Source organism: Streptomyces sp. NPDC003393, assembly GCF_053589015.1.
On record NZ_JBSFRB010000009.1, the window covers coordinates 177,486 to 195,235 of the forward strand.

A 17,750-nucleotide genomic window follows, 5' to 3' on the forward strand; every position below is an offset into this window, starting at 1 on the left:
CCCCCCCCCCCCCGGGCCTGTCGTCGGACCGTCGTCTGTCAGGGCGCGACCGCGTACAGCACCTCGCCGTCCGGCCCGTGGGTCACCGGGCGCAGCCCCGGGGACCGCATCGGCTCGGCGTCGTCCAGCACCCAACGCACGTCGTACGTGCGCAGGATGTCCGCGCGGACGGAGGGCGGTGTGGCACGGGTGTAGTAACGCTGGACGGCCTTCTCGCGCCGGGCGGTGTCCGGCAGGAAGAACTCCGGGTAGCCGGGGGCGACGGTGTAGGCGCCGTAGGCGGGGATCAGCTGGGCGGCGAAGTCGCGGGCCATGACCACATCCCCGTACCTCACGTGCCGGGTGATCCACGGGTACCCCGCCCACGGCTGTGTGTAGCGGGCGGCCAGCGCGCCGGGCAGAGCACCCCGCCCGACGACGTAACCCAGCATGCCGGCCTGGGTCCAGGCGCCCACGGCGAGCGCGGCGGCCAGCGCCCAGGCCCAGCGGATCCGCACCGCGCGCCGGCCGCCCTGCACCACGGCCAGCGCGGCGGCCAGTTGGGCGGGGACCAGTGCGGCGGGCAGCGCCCGCCCCCAGGCGTAGTGGCCGCTGACGAAGCCCGCCGCGCACACCAGCGTGCCCAGCAGGAAGAAGACCACCAGCGGGTCCCGGCGGTCGTGCCGCCACCGCGCGGCCAGCGCGGCCACCCCGAGCAGCGCCAGCCAGTAGCGGCCCGTGAAGTGCTCGTAGAGCGCGCGGTGCACCTCCTCCAGGTCGCCGCCGACGGAGAACAGCGCGAAGAAGTCGTAGTACGGCCACAGCCACAGCAACAGCAGGCCCAGCGCGGCGCCGGCGGCGAGCCGCCGCCCCGTCCGGCGTGGCGGCCGGGCGGCGATCACCGCGGCCAGAGCGCCCAGCGTGGTGACGAACCCGGTGAACTGGTGGCAGAGCAGGATCACCGCCCACAGCGCCCCGAGCCCCAGCCACACCCCCCACCCGCTCGGCCCGCGCAGCGCACGGGCGAGCCAGGCCCACAGGTGGAAGGCGAGACCGAGGGCGAACACGCTGGGGTACGACACCGTCAGCGCGAGGGAGTTCAGGGCGATGAAGCCGCTCCAGTTGATCAGGACGGTGCCCCACAGCAGGACCAGGCTCAGTGCGGCCAGGGCGGGCGCGGCCGGGTGCGTGCACAGGGTCCGCGCATACCGCCACACGCCCGTCACCAGCAGTGCCAGCCCGGTCAGGGCGGCCAGCCGCAGCACCGCGAAGACCGACCAGTCGCTCGCCCGCGCGAGGCAGCCGAGCAGCACCATCCAGGGGGAGTAGTACGGGCTCGGGGAGTCGGCGGCGACGAGCGGATTGCCGGGGTGCAGCAGGCTGTGGCGCAGGCGTTCGACGGTGGCCGCGTGCATGCCCAGGTCTCCGGCCCACGGCAGCCGGACGACGACCGGGATCAGCAGGGCGACCACAAGCGCGGCGGCGGCCTGGGGGACGAGGGACCGTCTCGCGGAGATCGACGGCCGCCGCGCGGCTCTGCCCGCGGGACGGGCCTCAGACGGCGCGGCGCGCATCGGGGGCCTGCGCGGCCGGACGGCTCTCCCTGCAGTTCACTGCCATGCGCATCACGCGCGCCACTTTATCCGAATAGTCCCGTTTGACGGGAAAGTGCATATTCACCGTGCGCCGGGCGCCGGGCGCCGGACAGCGGAGAGCGGAGAGCGGAGAACGAGCGGCAGGAGGACGGCATGAGGGCGCCCCGGGCCTGCCGTCGCGGCCCGGGGCGCTCTTCGCCGGTGCCCGGGGCCTTTCTGCGGACAGGCCCCGGCCGTGCGCGTTACGAGTGCGTCCGCAGCAGCGTGCGCATCGTCCTCATCGCCACCGACAGGTTGGCCAGGTCGAACGCGTCCGAGCTGCGGATCTCCTCCAGCGTGGTGCGGGCCCGCGACAGGATCGGCGCGTTCTTCTGCTCCCACACCTTGAACCGCTGCTCCGGCGTGGAGGTGCCGTTGCCGACGGCCAGCACGTCCGCCGTCAGGGCCGCGTGCGCCGCGTACAGGTCCTCGCGGATCGCCGCGCGGGCCATGGACTGCCAGCGGTCGGCACGCGGCAGCTCGATGATGCGGTCCATCAGCTGGGTGACGGCGAGCCGGTCGGCGAGGTCGTAGTACACCTCGGCGACGTCCATCGGGTCCTTGCCCATGCGGTCGGCCACGGAGACGATGTCCAGCGCCGGGAAGGCGGCGGAGAACCCGGCCACCCGGGTGGCCGGCTCGTCCGGGACACCGGCGGCGGACAGCTCGTCGTAGACCTGCTGGTACCAGTCCAGGTCCGCGCCGCGCAGCAGCTTGGGCAGCTGGGCCCACACCTGCTCCACCCGGGCGGCGAAGAACTCCACCGTCTCGGTCAGCTGGAGCGGCTGCGGCCGGTTGTTCAGCAGCCAGCGCGTGCCGCGCTCGACCAGCCGGCGCGAGTGGAGCCGGATCCGGGTCTGGACGTCGGCCTCGACCTTGTTGTCCAGCGCCTCCACCGCGTCCCACACCGGCGCCGAGCGGAAGATCGCACGGGCCGCGGTCTGCGCCCGGACGATCTCCTCCAGCGATGCGCCGGTCTCCTCCCGCAGCCGGTGCAGATACGTCGTGCCACCGGTGTTCACCGTGTCGTTGACCAGCACGGTCGTGGTGATCTCGCGGTGCAGCGGGTGGCTGTCGATCCGGTCGGCGAACTGTTCGCGCAGCGCCGACGGGAAGTAGCAGTGCAGCAGCTCGCGCAGATACGGGTCGTCCGGCAGCGAGGTCGCCAGCAGCTCCTCGGACACCGTGATCTTTGTGTACGCCAGGAGCACGGCCGTCTCCGGGCCGGTCAGGCCCTGGCCCTGCGCGAGGCGCTCGCGGATCTGGCGGTCGGTGGGCAGGAACTCCAGCGCCCGGTCCAGGTGGCCCTCGCGCACCAGGTGTTTGATGAAGCGCTGCTGTGCGTTGAGCATGTCCTTGGACTGGGCGAGCGCGTTGGCGATCGCGGTGTTCTGCGCGTAGTTGTTGCGCAGCACCAGGGCGCCGACCTCGTCGGTCATCTCGGCGAGCAGCTTGTTGCGCTGCTTGACGGTCATGTCGCCGTCCGCGACCAGGCCGTTGAGCAGGATCTTGATGTTCACCTCGTGGTCGGAGGTGTCCACGCCCGCGCTGTTGTCGATGGCATCGGTGTTGATCTTGCCGCCGGTCTGCGCGAACTCGATCCGGCCCAGCTGGGTGCAGCCGAGGTTGCCGCCCTCGCCGACGACGCGGACCCTGAGGTCCCCGCCGTCGACGCGGATGGCGTCGTTGGCCTTGTCGCCGACGTCGGCGTGGGACTCGGACGATGCCTTGACGTACGTACCGATGCCGCCGTTCCACAGCAGGTCCACCGGGGCCCTGAGGATCGCCCGCATCAGGTCGGCCGGGGTCATCTTGGTGACCTTGTCCTCGATGCCGAGGGCCTCGCGGATGTGCGCGTTGACCGGGATCGACTTGGCGCTGCGCGGGAAGATCCCGCCGCCGGCCGACAGCAGGTCGGTGTTGTAGTCGGCCCAGCTGGAGCGCGGCAGGTCGAACAGGCGGCGTCGCTCGGCGTAGCCGGTGGCCGCGTCGGGGTCCGGGTCGACGAAGATGTGCCGGTGGTCGAAGGCGGCGACCAGGCGGATGTGCTCGCTGAGCAGCATGCCGTTGCCGAACACGTCACCGGACATGTCACCGATGCCGACGACCGTGAAGTCCTGGGACTGGGTGTCCACGCCCAGCTCCCGGAAGTGGCGCTTGACCGACTCCCAGGCGCCGCGGGCGGTGATGCCCATGCCCTTGTGGTCGTAGCCCGCGGAGCCGCCGGAGGCGAAGGCGTCACCGAGCCAGAAGTCGTAGGACTCGGCCACCTCGTTGGCGATGTCCGAGAACGTCGCCGTGCCCTTGTCGGCCGCGACCACCAGGTAGGTGTCGTCGCCGTCGTGCCGGACCACGTCCTTGGGGGGCACGACCTCGCCCGCGATCATGTTGTCGGTGATGTCGAGCAGCGCCGAGATGAACGTCTTGTAGCTGGCGATGCCCTCGGCCAGCCAGGCGTCCCGGTCCACGCTCGGGTCGGGCAGCTGCTTGGCGACGAAACCGCCCTTGGCGCCCACCGGCACGATGACGGTGTTCTTCACCATCTGCGCCTTGACCAGGCCCAGGATCTCGGTGCGGAAGTCCTCGCGCCGGTCGGACCAGCGCAGGCCGCCGCGCGCGACCTTGCCGAAGCGCAGGTGCACGCCCTCCACCCGCGGCGAGTACACCCAGATCTCGAACGCCGGGCGCGGCGCCGGCAGGTCCGGGATGGCCTGCGGGTCGAACTTCATCGACACGTAGTCGTGCGGCGCGCCCGCGCCGTTCTTCTGGAAGAAGTTCGTCCGCAGGGTCGCCTTGATGACCGTCAGGAAGGACCTGAGGATCCGGTCCTCGTCCAGGGAGGCCACCTGGTCCAGGGCCGCGTCGACCTCTTCGAGCAGGGCGTCCACCAGCTCGTGGCCGGCGCGCTGCCGCTCGGGCGCCATCCGTGCCTCGAACAGGGAGACGAGCACACGGGTGGTGTGGACGTTGTTGCGGAGGGTGTCCTCCATGTAGTCCTGGCTGAAGGTGGAGCCCGCCTGGCGCAGGTACTTCGCGTAGGCGCGGAGCACCATCGCCTGGCGCCAGCTCAGCCCGGCGCTCAGCACCAGCGCGTTGAACCCGTCGTTCTCCGCCTTGCCGGTCCAGGCCGCGGCGAAGGCGTCCTGGAAGCGCTCACGGGCGTCGTCGGCGAGGTAGTCCCCGCCGGCGGCCTGGAGCGGCACCCGCAGACCGAAGTCGTAGATCCACGCCGTCGTACGGTCCGCGCAGCGCAGCTCGTACGGCCGCTCGTCGGTGACCTCCACGCCGAGCTGGCTGAGCACCGGCAGCACCCGCGAGAGGGAGACCGAGCCGCCCTTCTGGTAGATCTTGAACCGGCGCTCCTCCGGGGCGGCGCCCACCGGCTCGTACAGGCTCAGCGCGAACGTCTTGTCCTCGTCGAGCTGCTCCAGGTTGACCAGGTCGGCCACCGCGGCGCGCGGGGTGTGGTCGGCCTTGTAGCCCTCGGGGAAGGCGTTGCTGTAGCGGCGCAGCAGCTCGGCGGCGCGCTCCTCGCCCAGCTCGGCGGTCAGCGCCTCGGAGAACGCGTCGGCCCAGGAGCGGGCGGCCTCCACCAGGCGGGCCTCGATGCGCTCCTTGTCGCTGTCGGACAGCTGCGGCAGCTCGGTGCCCTGCGGGACGCGGACGACGAAGTGCAGCCGGGACAGGATCGACTCGGTGTTCCAGGCCGTGAAGTCGACGCTGGTCCCGCCGAGTTCCTCCTTGAGGATGTCGATGATCCGCAGGCGCACGCCCGTGGTGTAGCGGTCACGCGGGAGGTAGACGAGGGCGGAGTAGTAGCGCCCGTACTCGTCCTGGCGCAGGTACAGCCGCAGTCGGCGGCGCTCCTGGAGGTAGAGGACGGAGGTGACGATCGGCTCCAGCTCGGCGGCCGGGGTCTGGAACAGCTCGTCGCGCGGGTACGTCTCCATGATCTGGAGCAGGTCGCGGCCGTCGTGGCTGTTGGGCGAGAACCCGGCGAGGTTCAGGACCTCCTCGACCTTGCGGCGGATGACCGGGACACGGCGCACCGACTCGGTGTACGCGGCGGAGGAGAACAGGCCGAGGAAGCGGCGCTCGCCGATCACCTCGCCCTTGTCGTCGAACTTCTTGACGCCGATGTAGTCCAGGTACGACGGCCGGTGCACGGTGGCCCGGCTGTTGGCCTTGGTGAGCACGAGCAGCTTGTGCTCACGGGCCTTGGCGCGGGCGTCGGCGGGCAGCCGCTCGAAGGACGGGCTGACCGGGTGCTTGTCCTCCCCGGCGTGGTGCGGGTCCGAGCGCAGTATTCCCAGCCCGGTGCCGGGCACCGCGGCCAGGGTGTCGTCGTCGCGCAGCTGGTACTCGCGGTAGCCGAGGAAGGTGAAGTGGTCGTCGGCCAGCCAGCGCAGCAGCTCGCGGGCCTCCTCGACCTGCTGCTCGGGCAGGTCGGTCGGCAGAGTCTCCTCGGGCAGCCTCTCGGCGATGCGGATCGCCGCGTCGCGCATCTTCTCCCAGTCCTCGACGGCCTCGCGGACGTCGGAGAGCACCCGCAGCAGGTCGGCGGTGATCTGCTTGAGGTCGGCGCGGTCGGTCTCGCGGTCGATCTCGACGTGGATCCAGGACTCGAAGTGCGCGTCGTGCGGCATCGGCTCGCCGGCCGGAGCGCTGGGCAGGATTTCGAGCAGCTTGCCGGTCAGGTCCCGGCGGACGACGAACTGCGGGTGGACGACGACGTGGATGCCGCGTCCCTGCCGGGTCAGTTCGTTGGTGACCGAGTCGACGAGGAAGGGCATGTCGTCGGTGACGACCTCCACGACGGAGTGGCTGCACGTCCAGCCGTTCTCCTCGACGGTCGGGGTGTGCACCCGCACGTTGGCCGTGCCCTGCGGGCGCACCTCGGCCAGGCGGTAGTGGGAGAAGGCGGCTCCGAAGACGTCGACCGGGTCGCGGTCGGCAAGGTCTTCCGGGGCGGTGTGCAGGTAGTAGCGCTGGAGGAACGAGAGTACGGAGTCCCGGTCCGGGGCACCCTCGTCCGTCGTCCCGGTCGGGAGGTGCCCCCCGGCCGGACTGTTCTCAGCTACCCGAGCGGCCCTCTCGAGCAACTCGGCCTTGGCTTCGTCCAGCTTGGTCTGCATTGTCCTCTGGCTCCTGTCGCGCGCCGTTGCGTGACGTTGAAGGAAGTACGGTCTCTTCCCCTTGGTCGTGACGTCCCGGTCCGGGGTGTCCGGTCCCTTCCGACGCTATGCCGTGGGGTGAGATGAGCGGGGGGTTATCGGCCATCTTCGACGCGCCCGACGGATGTGACACTGCTCTCGGCGGCGTCGCCGGTCGGGGTTGACGCGGCGTCCTGGGGGCCGTCCAGGCCCCGTCCCGCCCGCGAGGACCAGCGACCGCCGCCCGGTCACGGATGTCGTCCGTGAACACCGGGCGCAGAGCGGAGGCTGGGATGCCCCCGCGACCTATCGCGCTGATCACGCCACAAGGCTATCGCTCTTCACGGGTAACCCGTCATGAGCCGTATGTGTACAAAACCTGGGGTGGAACTTTGACGTTCTGCACAGGGGCACGGGCGGCGAAGAGGACGTACGCGCCTGTCCGGGCCCCCACGGGCTTGGCGAGCCGCACGGCTCGGGGCAGCACTGCGCAGGGTCGGCACGATGCGGGGCCGGAATGGCGCGGGGCCGGAACCGGCGCGCAGCACGGTGCGGAGGCCCGCACGGTGCAGCCGTACGGCGCGAGGCGGCGGATCACGCCGCGAGGCGCTGGGCCTCGGCGACCGCTTCCTGGAGGGTGTCCACCACCGGCACACCGACCTCCTCGAGGCTGGCACGGCCGTGCGAGCCGCCGGTGTACAGCACCGCCCGTGCCCCCGCGTGCCGTGCGGCCACCGCGTCGTCGGCGGCGTCCCCGATGACCACCGTGCGCGTGGGGTTCACCCTCGCGCCCAGCGCGCCCAGGTGCCGCACCATGTGCTCCGCCTTGCTGCCGCCGGACGGCCCGGTCCGCCCGTCGACGCGTATGAAGTGCGGCTCGATCCCGAAACCCCGCACCAGGGGGACCAGGTCCTCATGCCCGTACATGCTGAGGATCGACTGGCTGTGCCCGGCCGACGTCCACCCCGTCAGCAGCTCCACCGCCCCCTCGGTCAGCCGGCAGCGGCTCCGGTGCTCGGTGTAGTGCCGGTGGAAGACCGCGTCCATGAGCTGCCACTCGGTGTCGGTGGGCAGCCGGCCCATCAGCCGCTCGTAGAACCTCGGCACCGGCACGCAGTACAGCGCTCGGTACTGCTCCAGCGTGATCGGCTCCAGGCCGAGCTCGGCGAACGCCGCGTTCGTCGCGCCGATGATCGCGTCGTTGTCGTGGAACAACGTGCCGTTCCAGTCCCAGACGATGTGCGCCCCTGACTGCATCCCCATGCCGGAAAACGTACCCGCCACCGCTGACAATCAGGACCCCTCGCCGGACCCGACCAGGTTCGGGATCTCCTGCGTGGCGTACCACAGCAGCTCGTGGTCCTCGGCCCCGTCCACGACGAACTGCGCGTCGTCGTCCCCGGCGTCCGCCGCGGGCAGCGCCTCGGCCGCCGCCCTCACGTCCGCCTCGGCGTCGTCCAGGTCGGCGTGCACGGCGGCCGCCTGGGCCAGCCGCACCGTCCCCGTCACCCGCACCTCGCCGACGGCCGCGGGGTCGAGCCCCCGGTCCGGGTCGGCGACCGCGGCGGCGTCGGGTACGTCCACGGCGATCACGACCCGGCGGCGCGGTGCGTCCGGATCCGCGGCCAGCAGCCGCAGCGAGGCCAGCGCGGCCCTGTTCAGCGCGGCGTACTCCAGCTCCTCCATGTCGTCGGAGAGGTACCACTCGCGCAGGGCGGGTGTGACGGCGTGGGCGACGAGCGGCCCGGCCCCCAGCTCCCCCGTCTTGTACGCCTCGGCGAGGCCGGGGAGGGTCAGGGGGACGTAGACGCGCATGGCTGGCCGCTTTCTCGTGTCGGAGGGCTCCGCAGGGCTCCGGGAGACGCCCTTCAGGATACGTGCGGGACCCCTCTTTCGTGCCCACGGCCGCACCCTCCGACGCGTCCACCCCGTGCCTCCCCTCTCACCCGGTACGGCCCTGTTCTCCCGGGCGTTACGGCGCCCGCCGCCACCCGGATGAGTGAACCTCCCGGCCGGCCGACACCGGCTCCGCGTTCCTTGCCCTGCCGCAGCGGGTCCCGTACAAGATCCCCTACCGAAAGTTACCGCTTGGTAGAGCGGTGCGTCGCAGCACAGAAACGGGGATTCATGAACAAGGTCATGACCAGGGCGCAGCGCCGCCCCGGTACCCGCCCGCCGGGCCGTCTCGACACACGCCGCCCCGGTGGCGCCCCGCCCCGCACCCCGGGCGGCAGCCCGGCCCGCACCATGAACGGAGGACGCCCGCCCGGCTCGCCGCGCGGCACGAGCCCGGTCCGCACCGCCCCGGCCGACAACCGCCCGCCGACCGGCTCCACCGCCACCTCACGCACCCGAAGCACCTCGAACGCGTCAAGCGCCTCGAGCCTCCCGGCGACGCCGGTCCACCCCGCCGCTGCCGCCGCCGTCCCTCTGGCCGCCGACCTCTTCGCCGACCGGCTCCTCGCGGTTCTGAGCGGGCAGCGTCCCGTCCACTGGATGCTCCGGCACACCGCCGGCCGTGCCTACGACGAACTGGCCCGGCTCGCCGAGCGCGGCCCTCTGCGTGCCCGCGGCACCCGCCCCGTGGTGCGCGACATCGGCTACTACGAGCCCCGCCCGGGCGCCGTCGAGGCCTTCGCCCGGATCGGGGCCGGGCAGGAGCTGCGGGCGATGGCGTTCCGCCTGGAGCGGGGCCGCGACCGCCGCTGGCGCTGCACGGCAGTGGAGCTGGGCGCCCACGGCGTCCCGCGCGCGGTCACCCGATGACACGGAAGGGCCGGGCACCCTCGGGATGCCCGGCCCTTCCCCTGTCACTGCCCGGTCCTACGGCCCGCTCTCCGCGGCCCGGCCGTCACTTCTTGCGGCGGCGACCGCCCTTGGCCTGCTTGCGGCGCTCCGCGCGCGTGAGGCCGTCGGCCTCGGAGCGGACCGGCTCGTCGTCGCTGGCGAACTCGCCCTCCACGATGCCGCCCTCGCCGTCCACCGTCGGCGCGGAGAAGTGCAGGTCACGGCGCTGCGGCGCGTCCAGGCCCTTGGCCCGGATCTCCGGACGCGCGCCCGCCTGGGCCGGCACCACGTCCTGCGGCTCCTTCTCCAGCGACGGCACGGCGTCCTCGACCGGGACCTCCTCGACCTGCTGCTCGACCTGGACCTCCAGGTTGAACAGGTAGCCGACGGACTCCTCCTTGATGCCGTCCATCATCGCGGAGAACATGTCGAAGCCCTCGCGCTGGTACTCGACCAGCGGGTCCTTCTGCGCCATGGCGCGCAGGCCGATGCCCTCCTGGAGGTAGTCCATCTCGTAGAGATGCTCGCGCCACTTGCGGTCCAGGACCGACAGCACGACCCGGCGCTCCAGCTCACGCATGATCTCGGAGCCCAGCTGGGCCTCGCGCGTCTCGTACTGCTCGTGGATGTCGTCCTTGATGGACTCGGAGATGAACTCGGCCGTCAGACCGGCCCGGTCGCCGGCCGCGTCCTCCAGCTCCTCCACGGTGACCTTCACCGGGTACAGCTGCTTGAAGGCGCCCCACAGCCGGTCCAGGTCCCAGTCCTCCGGGAAGCCCTCGGCGGTCTCCGCCTGGACGTAGGCGTCGATGGTGTCGTCCATGAAGTGCTGCACCTGCTCGTGCAGGTCCTCGCCCTCCAGGACGCGGCGCCGCTCGCCGTAGATGACCTCGCGCTGGCGGTTGAGGACCTCGTCGTACTTCAGGACGTTCTTACGGGTCTCGAAGTTCTGCTGCTCGACCTGCGACTGGGCGGAGGCGATCGCGCGGGTGACCATCTTGTTCTCGATCGGCACGTCGTCCGGGACGTTCGCCATCGACATCACACGCTCGACCATCTGGGCCTTGAACAGGCGCATCAGGTCGTCGCCGAGGGAGAGGTAGAAGCGGGACTCGCCCGGGTCGCCCTGACGGCCGGAGCGCCCGCGCAGCTGGTTGTCGATCCGGCGCGACTCGTGCCGCTCGGTGCCGAGCACGTAGAGGCCGCCGAGCTTCTCGACCTCCTCCTTCTCGGCCTTGACGGCCTGCTCGGCCTTCTCCAGGGCGGCGGGCAGGGCAGCGGCCCACTCCTCGATGTGCTCCTCGGGGTCGAGGCCGCGCTGGCGCAGCTCCGCCTCGGCGAGGTCCTCGGGGTTGCCGCCGAGCTTGATGTCCGTACCACGGCCGGCCATGTTGGTCGCGACCGTCACGGCGCCCTTGCGGCCCGCCTGGGCGACGATCTGTGCCTCGCGCTCGTGGTGCTTGGCGTTGAGCACCTCGTGCTGGATGCCGCGCTTGCTCAGCTGCTGCGAGAGGTACTCCGACTTCTCGACGGACGTGGTGCCGACGAGGATCGGCTGGCCCTTCTCGTGCTTCTCGGCGATGTCGTCGACGACCGCCTCGAACTTGGCGACCTCGGTGCGGTAGATCAGGTCCGACTGGTCCTTGCGGATCATCGGCCGGTTGGTCGGGATCGGGACCACGCCGAGCTTGTAGATCTGGTGGAACTCGGCGGCCTCGGTCATCGCCGTACCGGTCATGCCGGAGAGCTTGTTGTAGAGGCGGAAGAAGTTCTGCAGGGTGATCGTGGCGAGCGTCTGGTTCTCGTCCTTGATGTCCACCCCTTCCTTCGCCTCGATCGCCTGGTGCATGCCCTCGTTGTAGCGGCGGCCGGCGAGGATACGGCCGGTGTGCTCGTCGACGATCATGACCTCGCCGTCGATGACGACGTAGTCCTTGTCGCGCTTGAAGAGCTCCTTGGCCTTGATGGCGTTGTTCAGGTAGCCCACCAGCGGAGTGTTGACCGACTCGTAGAGGTTGTCGATGCCCAGCCAGTCCTCGACCTTGGTGACACCGGACTCGTGGATGGCGACCGTGCGCTTCTTCTCGTCGACGTCGTAGTCGCCGGTCTCCTCGACGCCCTTGAGGGGGTTGCCCGCCTCGCCCTTCTTCAGGCGCAGGACCAGCTTGGCGAAGTCGCCGTACCACTTGGTGGCCTGGTCGGCGGGGCCGGAGATGATCAGCGGCGTACGGGCCTCGTCGACCAGGATGGAGTCGACCTCGTCGACGATGGCGAAGTTGTGGCCGCGCTGGACGAGCTCGTCCTTCGACCACGCCATGTTGTCGCGCAGGTAGTCGAAGCCGAACTCGTTGTTCGTGCCGTAGGTGATGTCGAACCCGTACTGCTCGCGGCGCTGGGCCGGCGTCATGTTGGCGAGGATGCAGCCGACCGAGAGGCCCAGGAACTTGTGGACGCGGCCCATCATCTCCGAGTCGCGCTCGGCCAGGTAGTCGTTGACCGTGACGATGTGGACGCCGTCTCCGGAGAGGGCGTTCAGATAGGCGGGCAGGGTGCCGACGAGCGTCTTGCCCTCACCGGTCTTCATCTCGGCGACGTAGCCCATGTGCAGGGCGGCGCCACCCATCATCTGCACGTCGTAGTGGCGCTGGCCGAGGACGCGCTTGGCGGCCTCGCGCACCGTGGCGAAGGCCTCGGGCAGCAGGTCGTCCAGGGACTCGCCGTCGGCGTAACGCTGCTTGTACTCATCGGTGAGGGCCCGCAGCTCGGCGTCGGAGAGGTCGACGAAGTCCTCTTCGATGGAGTTGACCTGGTCCGCGATGCGGTGCAGCTTGCGCAGGATCTTGCCTTCGCCTGCACGCATGATCTTCGTGAGGACGGACACTTGGGTTGGTCTCCTTGCCGGTCGGGCCTGGGACGGTCGGTTGCCATGTGACTTGGCTGAGCAACGGCCATCGTATGCGAGGACCCCGCCAACCCGGGAGGGCCTGCCGCTGGGGCACGCGTCCGCTGCTCCGCTTCGCCTTCACGCTCGTGTTCAGAATCGCCTTCACAGGGGACAACGGCCAGGAGGCGCGGATGGTGCCGCACCGCCGTCACGAATTGCGCGGATCGTGACCGGGCGCTCACGCGCCCGGAAAACAATGGCGTCCCCCCGCACCCCCGAGCAGAATCGGCCGATGGAACCCGTCACGCTCACCACGGACCGCCTCCTCCTGCGCACCGTCGGCCGCCGGGACACCGACGCCGTGTACGCCGCCGCGCAGGATCCCGACATCCAGCGCTGGACCACGATCCCCTCCCCCTACCTGCCCGAGCACGCCCGGGGCTTCACCGAGCAGCTGGTCCCCGACGGCTGGACCGACGGCTCGATGTTCACCTTCGGCCTCTTCCTCCCCGAACCGGCCGGAGACCTGGCGGGCATGCTCGGCATCACCAGGCGCTCGCTGGGCGAGGCCGAGGTCGGCTACTGGGGGACCAAGGAGCACCGCGGCAACGGCTATGTCACCGAGGCCGTCCGCGCCGCCGCCCGCTGGGCCTTCACGGAGGTCGCCGTGGACCGGCTGGAGTGGCGTGCCGAGGTCGGCAACCACGCCTCCCGGGCGGTGGCCGAACGGGCGGGTTTCACCGTGGAGGGGGTCCTGCGCTCGGCGATCAACAACAAGGGAGTGCGGCGGGACTGCTGGGTGGGTTCCCTGCTGCCGTCGGACCTGGGCCTGCCGTCGACCGCGCCCTACCTTCCCGCCCGTCGGCCGCCCGGCGAATGAGCAGGTCATCGCCCACTGTCAGTGCCGCGTTCTATCGTGCCGAGCATGACGACCGCCCCGCGTCCCGCCCTCGACCTCTCCGCGGACGAAGCCCGCCGCATCGCCCTGCGCGCCCAAGGCCTCCTCGGCGCCCCCGACCGCAGGTCCGGGGTTCGCGGCGTGCTGCGCCGGCTCGGCGCAGTCCAGTTGGACACCATCTCCGTGCTCGCCCGCTCCCACGAGCTCATCCCCTACGCCCGCCTCGGCGCGACAGGCCGCACGACGGTCGAGAACGCCTACTGGAAGACGCGGTCCACCGCCACGCCTCCGGCACACGGCACCGTCGGCGCCCCTCCGGCCCGACCCCACGCCTTCGAGTACTGGTCACACGCCGCGTGCATCCTGCCCATCGAGGAGTGGCCCCACTTCGCCTTCCGCCGCCGCGCCTACCGCAACCGCCCGCACTGGAACCACGAGCTGCCCGCCGGCGCCTACGACCAGGTCGTCAAGCAGCTGACCACCGAGGGGCCGCTGACGGCCACCGAGCTGGGCGGGGCCAAGCGGACCAGCGAGTGGTGGGACTGGTCCGGCGCCAAGGTCGCCGTCGAGCGGGCCCTGATGTACGGCGAGGTGGTCTGCGTCGAGCGCCGCGGCTGGAAGCGGGTGTACGACCTCGCCGAGCGCGCCGTCCCCGCGGACCTGCTGCACGACGAACTGGACGACACCGAGTGCCTGCGGCGCTTGGTCGGCCTGGCGGGGAAGTCCCTGGGCGTGGGCACCCGCGCGGACATCGCCGACTATCACCGTCTCAAGGGCGAGCAGGTCGACGCGGTGATAGCGGAGTCGGGCCTGGTCCCGGTCACGGTGGAGGGCTGGGGAAAGCCGGCCTGGGCGGACCCGGCGGCGCTCGCGGCGCCACCGCGCGGCCGCCATCGCACCACTCTGCTGTCCCCCTTCGACTCCCTGATCTGGGAGCGGGCGCGCACGGAGCGCATCTTCGGCTTCAGCCACCGCCTGGAGGCCTACGTCCCCCGGCCCAAGCGGGTCTACGGCTACTTCGCGATGCCGGTGCTGGCCGGTGGCCGGCTCGTCGGCCGGGTGGACCCCGCGCGTGCGGGCCGCACCCTCGTGGCCAAGCAGGTCACCCTGGAGGACGCCCGGTCCGTGTCCGCCGTCGCCCAGGCGCTCGTCGAGGCGGCGAGCTGGGTGGACTGCACCGACGTACGGGTCGAGCGGGTGGAGGCTCCCGAACTGCGCGAGCCCCTCGTCCGGGAGCTGGCCCGCGCCGTGGCCTGAGGACAGGCCCGGCCTGAGGGTCTACCGCTCCGAGGCGTCAGCGGATCTCCAGGATCTTCTCCCGCATCGCGTACACCACCGCTTCCATCCGGGAGTGCAGCTGAAGCTTCTCCAGGATGTTGCGGACATGGTTCTTCACCGTGTTCTCGGAGATGAACAGCTCCTTGGCGATGTCCCGGTTGTTCATCCCCGTGGCCACCAGCTTGAGGACCTCCAGCTCCCGGTCGGTCAGCCGGGGAGCGGGGACCAGCCGGCGCTCGTCGGTGCGCTGGATCATCGACTTGAACTCGGTGAGCAGCTTGGAGGCCATGGACGGGCTGATCTGCGACTGGCCGTCGGCCACCGCGCGAATGGCGGTGGCCACCTCGTCCGTGGAGATCTCCTTGAGGAGGTAGCCGGTCGCGCCCGCCTTGATGGCGTCGTAGAGGTCGGCCTCCTCGTCACTGATCGTCAGCATGATGATCTTGGCGCTGGGGGCGACCTCCTTGATGGAGGTGCAGGCTTCGATCCCGCCCCGCTTGGGCATCCGCACGTCCATCAGCACGATGTCGGGCAGCAGGTCGGCCGCCTTGTCCACGGCCTCGGCGCCGTCGCCCGCCTCACCGACGACCTGGATGTCCTCCTCGGCGGCGAGCACGATCTCCAGGCCGCGGCGGAAGAGGGCGTGGTCGTCCACGACAAGGACTCTGATCGGCTCCTTGCGGGTCGCGCCCACCTCCGGGCCCATGCCGACGACACCGCCGTCGGCATCCTCGTCCCGGATCGGTCCGAAGCTGTCCGTCATCGTTGTTCCTCCCCCTGAGGCTGTGGCCTGGTGTGCGGTGCCATGGCCAACCCAAGGCAACGGCCCAGCGGTTGGGCCGTTGCGGCCATGATTCCATGTCCGTCCGACACTGCGGCGACCGAGCGGTGCGCGAAGGGGTCGCACGCCGGTGCCCCTGGGGGCGCACGTGCGCACCAGGGGCACCGGCTCAGCTGTCGGCCGGGTGGGTCAGCCGCCGAGCGTGCCGCCCGCCTCGGGAGAGTTCTCCTGAGTGATCATCGTGTCCGTCCTGAGGTGGATCACGCCGTAGTCGTAGGCGTGCCGCCGGTAGACGACGCTGGGTTCCTTGGTCTCGGAGTCGACGAACAGATAGAAGTCGTGTCCGACCAGCTCCATCTCGTAGAGCGCCTGGTCGAGGGTCATAGGAGCGGCGACGTGGGTCTTCTCGCGGACGATGAGGGGGCCCTCCCCCTGCACCTCGAGCGAGCCGACCTTCTTGGTGGGCACCTGGCCCGCTTCGGCCTCCGCGGCGGTCAGTCCGCCGCCGTTCAGCACCGCCGCGCCCGGGACGTGCTCGGCGACCTCGGCTGCCGGGATCCGGCGCGCGCCACGGCGTGAGAAGCGCTTGTCGTGCTGCTTGCGCAGCCGGGTCCCCAGCTTCTCCGCCGCCAGGTCGAGCGCCGCGTACGGATCGCTGGCCGCTGCCTCCGCCCGGATCACCGGACCGCGGGAGCGGAGCGTGATCTCCACCCGGTCGCTGCGGTCGGCCTGTCGGGGGTTGGGCTCCTTGGACACCTCGACGTCGAGGCTGATCACCTTGGCATCGAGCTTCTGGATCTTCTCCAGGTTCAGCTTCTCGGCCACGTGCTTGCGGAACCGCTCGGGCACCTCGGTCTTGCGGCCCTTGACGACGATGTCCACGCAGAACTCCGTTCCCGGATCGCTCCGCTGTGTCGGCGGAGCATCTCCCTTTCGCACCCGGTTCCGGTGACGCCCGGAACCTCGGACTCGGTGACGTCCACCTCCTCCTCCCCCATGGGCGAGATCTCCACCCTGCCGGTCGGGTGATTTCTCGGGAAACCCGCGCACCCGAAAACCGCGAACCCGCGGCACGGCACTCGGATATGACGGGAACGGCCTGCGCCTTTCCCTCACACCCGAACATATCTCGCCCGGCCGGACGGCGTCACCCTCTATCGCGGCGTACCTCCGTTCAGGTGAATTGGCTCTTTCATTACCTGTAACGACGGAAGTTTGAGGTCAGTTCCGGCGCAATTCGAAGGATTCCGGCGAGGCCGCGACGACGGCCGCGCAGAACACATGACCGGCGCCGTACACACCCGTCAATTCCGGTGCCTCATACACCGGGTTCCCCTCCTTCCCTGATGATGCCGCGTTCCGTTCTCCCATCTCTTCCCGGGCCCGCGCCCCGTACACAGCCGATGTCACCGCCCGCGCCGCCTCGCTCAGCGAGGCGCCCGTGGTCATCAGGTCGTCGACCAGCACCACCGGGCCGTCCCGCAGCAGCCGGGCGCCACCGACGGCCACCTCCAGCGCGCCGGCGAGGTTCGCCAGCCGCTGCCGGAAGCCCAGCCCCGACTGGTCGGCCACGGCGCGCCGCTGCCGCAGCACCGCGGCCACCCGGGCCGGCGTCCCGGACCGGCGCAGCTCGCCCGCCGCCGCGAACGCGATCCGACGGGCCGGATCATGCCCACGGGCCCGTACCGCACCCGGCGCGGACGGCACCGGCACGAGCAGCACCGGCCGACCGCCCCGCACGGAGCCGCCTTGCCGCACGGGCCGACTGCCCCACGGAGCGACACGACCGTCCCCGGGTCCTGCCGGGTACCCGGAGGCGCAGCTGTTCAGCCCCGCCCGCACCGCACCCGCCAGTGCCGCTCCCAGCGGGGCCGCGAGAGTCAGGGCGCCCCGTTCCTTGTGGGCGAGGAGGGCCGCCCTCACCGCGTCCGCGTACGCGGCCGCCGCATACACGACCGGCAGGCCGGGCGGCTCCGGCACCGGTCGCACCCGGCGTGGCGCCGATCCGTCGAGGGCGGCACGGCACTCGGGACAGAGCACCGCGCGCGGCCTGCCACAGCCCGCGCACTCGGCCGGAAGCACCAGGTCGGCAAGGTCCTGCCACCACCCGCGCATGACTCCACTGTGCCCGCGGCGCCCGGCCCCGGCCACCCCTGTGGACAACGGAGGGCGAGCGCCTGTGGACAACTCGGCCCAGGGCATCCGGCGCTTCACTCACACGCGTGAGACACGGCGCCGGAGCCCGGCGCCCGCCGTCCCCCGGACCGCCACCCGGGCATCCGACCAGCCGGGCGGCCGATCGCCCTGACAACCGGGCGGCCGATCGCCCTGACAGCCGGACGGCCGATCACCCGGG

General features: G+C 71.2%; 11 protein-coding genes. 3 read left to right on the forward strand and 8 right to left on the reverse strand.

The window, feature by feature from the left end:
- Nucleotides 1–38: 38 nt before the first annotated feature.
- The 4 genes from ACWDUZ_RS12695 to ACWDUZ_RS12710 form a co-directional block, all read right to left on the reverse strand.
- Nucleotides 39–1,553: a hypothetical protein gene (locus tag ACWDUZ_RS12695; protein WP_451631814.1), complete on the reverse strand. Its 1,515-nt coding sequence runs from the start codon at nt 1,551–1,553 to the stop codon at nt 39–41.
- 263 nt (nt 1,554–1,816) lie between these two features.
- Nucleotides 1,817–6,748 (reverse strand): NAD-glutamate dehydrogenase, encoded by a 4,932-nt coding sequence (locus ACWDUZ_RS12700; RefSeq protein ID WP_451631815.1) that lies wholly within the window; start codon nt 6,746–6,748, stop codon nt 1,817–1,819.
- Between the two features lie 612 nt (nt 6,749–7,360).
- On the reverse strand, nt 7,361–8,029 hold the full coding sequence (locus ACWDUZ_RS12705; protein WP_451631816.1) for an HAD family hydrolase: 669 nt from the start codon (nt 8,027–8,029) through the stop codon (nt 7,361–7,363).
- A 30-nt stretch (nt 8,030–8,059) separates the two neighbouring features.
- A complete protein-coding gene (locus ACWDUZ_RS12710) occupies nt 8,060–8,581 on the reverse strand; it encodes a DUF6912 family protein (RefSeq protein WP_451631817.1) in 522 nt (173 codons plus the stop codon).
- Between the two features lie 312 nt (nt 8,582–8,893).
- Between ACWDUZ_RS12710 and ACWDUZ_RS12715 the strand changes: the two genes are divergently transcribed.
- Nucleotides 8,894–9,532, forward strand: coding sequence for an Rv3235 family protein (locus ACWDUZ_RS12715; RefSeq protein WP_451631818.1), 639 nt, complete (start codon nt 8,894–8,896; stop codon nt 9,530–9,532).
- An 85-nt stretch (nt 9,533–9,617) separates the two neighbouring features.
- On the opposite strand, the gene secA is transcribed toward ACWDUZ_RS12715, so the two are convergent.
- The gene (secA, locus tag ACWDUZ_RS12720; protein WP_451631819.1) at nt 9,618–12,434 is read right to left on the reverse strand and encodes a preprotein translocase subunit SecA; all 2,817 of its coding nucleotides are present in this window, start codon (nt 12,432–12,434) and stop codon (nt 9,618–9,620) included.
- A 295-nt stretch (nt 12,435–12,729) separates the two neighbouring features.
- On the opposite strand from secA, the gene ACWDUZ_RS12725 reads away from it, so the two are divergent.
- Both ACWDUZ_RS12725 and ACWDUZ_RS12730 read left to right on the forward strand, forming a co-directional pair.
- The gene (locus tag ACWDUZ_RS12725; protein ID WP_451631820.1) at nt 12,730–13,317 is read left to right on the forward strand and encodes a GNAT family N-acetyltransferase; all 588 of its coding nucleotides are present in this window, start codon (nt 12,730–12,732) and stop codon (nt 13,315–13,317) included.
- Nucleotides 13,318–13,362: 45 nt separating this feature from the next.
- Nucleotides 13,363–14,592 carry a winged helix-turn-helix domain-containing protein gene (locus ACWDUZ_RS12730; RefSeq protein ID WP_451631821.1) on the forward strand — a complete coding sequence of 410 codons (1,230 nt, stop codon included), beginning with the start codon at nt 13,363–13,365 and terminating at the stop codon, nt 14,590–14,592.
- A gap of 37 nt (nt 14,593–14,629) precedes the next feature.
- Here ACWDUZ_RS12730 and ACWDUZ_RS12735 read toward each other — a convergent pair whose 3' ends face one another.
- The 3 genes from ACWDUZ_RS12735 to ACWDUZ_RS12745 all read right to left on the reverse strand — a co-directional run bounded on the left by ACWDUZ_RS12735 (nt 14,630) and on the right by ACWDUZ_RS12745 (nt 17,509).
- Nucleotides 14,630–15,376, reverse strand: a complete 747-nt coding sequence (locus ACWDUZ_RS12735) for a response regulator (RefSeq protein ID WP_451631822.1) — start codon at nt 15,374–15,376, stop codon at nt 14,630–14,632.
- A gap of 207 nt (nt 15,377–15,583) precedes the next feature.
- Entirely contained in the window at nt 15,584–16,276 is a 693-nt protein-coding gene (gene hpf, locus ACWDUZ_RS12740) for a ribosome hibernation-promoting factor, HPF/YfiA family (protein WP_451631823.1), read from the reverse strand.
- 339 nt (nt 16,277–16,615) lie between these two features.
- Nucleotides 16,616–17,509, reverse strand: coding sequence for a ComF family protein (locus ACWDUZ_RS12745; protein ID WP_451631824.1), 894 nt, complete (start codon nt 17,507–17,509; stop codon nt 16,616–16,618).
- Nucleotides 17,510–17,750 lie beyond the last annotated feature (241 nt).

Bases quoted from the DNA above. Each gene is read 5' to 3' on its own strand.
- ACWDUZ_RS12730 (WP_451631821.1), top strand. From the start codon at position 13,363: ATGACGACCGCCCCGCGTCCCGCCCTCGACCTCTCCGCGGACGAAGCC.
- ACWDUZ_RS12710 (WP_451631817.1), bottom strand. From the start codon at position 8,581: ATGCGCGTCTACGTCCCCCTGACCCTCCCCGGCCTCGCCGAGGCGTAC.
- ACWDUZ_RS12695 (WP_451631814.1), bottom strand. From the start codon at position 1,553: ATGCGCGCCGCGCCGTCTGAGGCCCGTCCCGCGGGCAGAGCCGCGCGG.
- ACWDUZ_RS12745 (WP_451631824.1), bottom strand. From the start codon at position 17,509: ATGCGCGGGTGGTGGCAGGACCTTGCCGACCTGGTGCTTCCGGCCGAG.
- ACWDUZ_RS12700 (WP_451631815.1), bottom strand. From the start codon at position 6,748: ATGCAGACCAAGCTGGACGAAGCCAAGGCCGAGTTGCTCGAGAGGGCC.
- ACWDUZ_RS12735 (WP_451631822.1), bottom strand. From the start codon at position 15,376: ATGACGGACAGCTTCGGACCGATCCGGGACGAGGATGCCGACGGCGGT.
- ACWDUZ_RS12705 (WP_451631816.1), bottom strand. From the start codon at position 8,029: ATGGGGATGCAGTCAGGGGCGCACATCGTCTGGGACTGGAACGGCACG.
- ACWDUZ_RS12715 (WP_451631818.1), top strand. From the start codon at position 8,894: ATGAACAAGGTCATGACCAGGGCGCAGCGCCGCCCCGGTACCCGCCCG.
- ACWDUZ_RS12725 (WP_451631820.1), top strand. From the start codon at position 12,730: ATGGAACCCGTCACGCTCACCACGGACCGCCTCCTCCTGCGCACCGTC.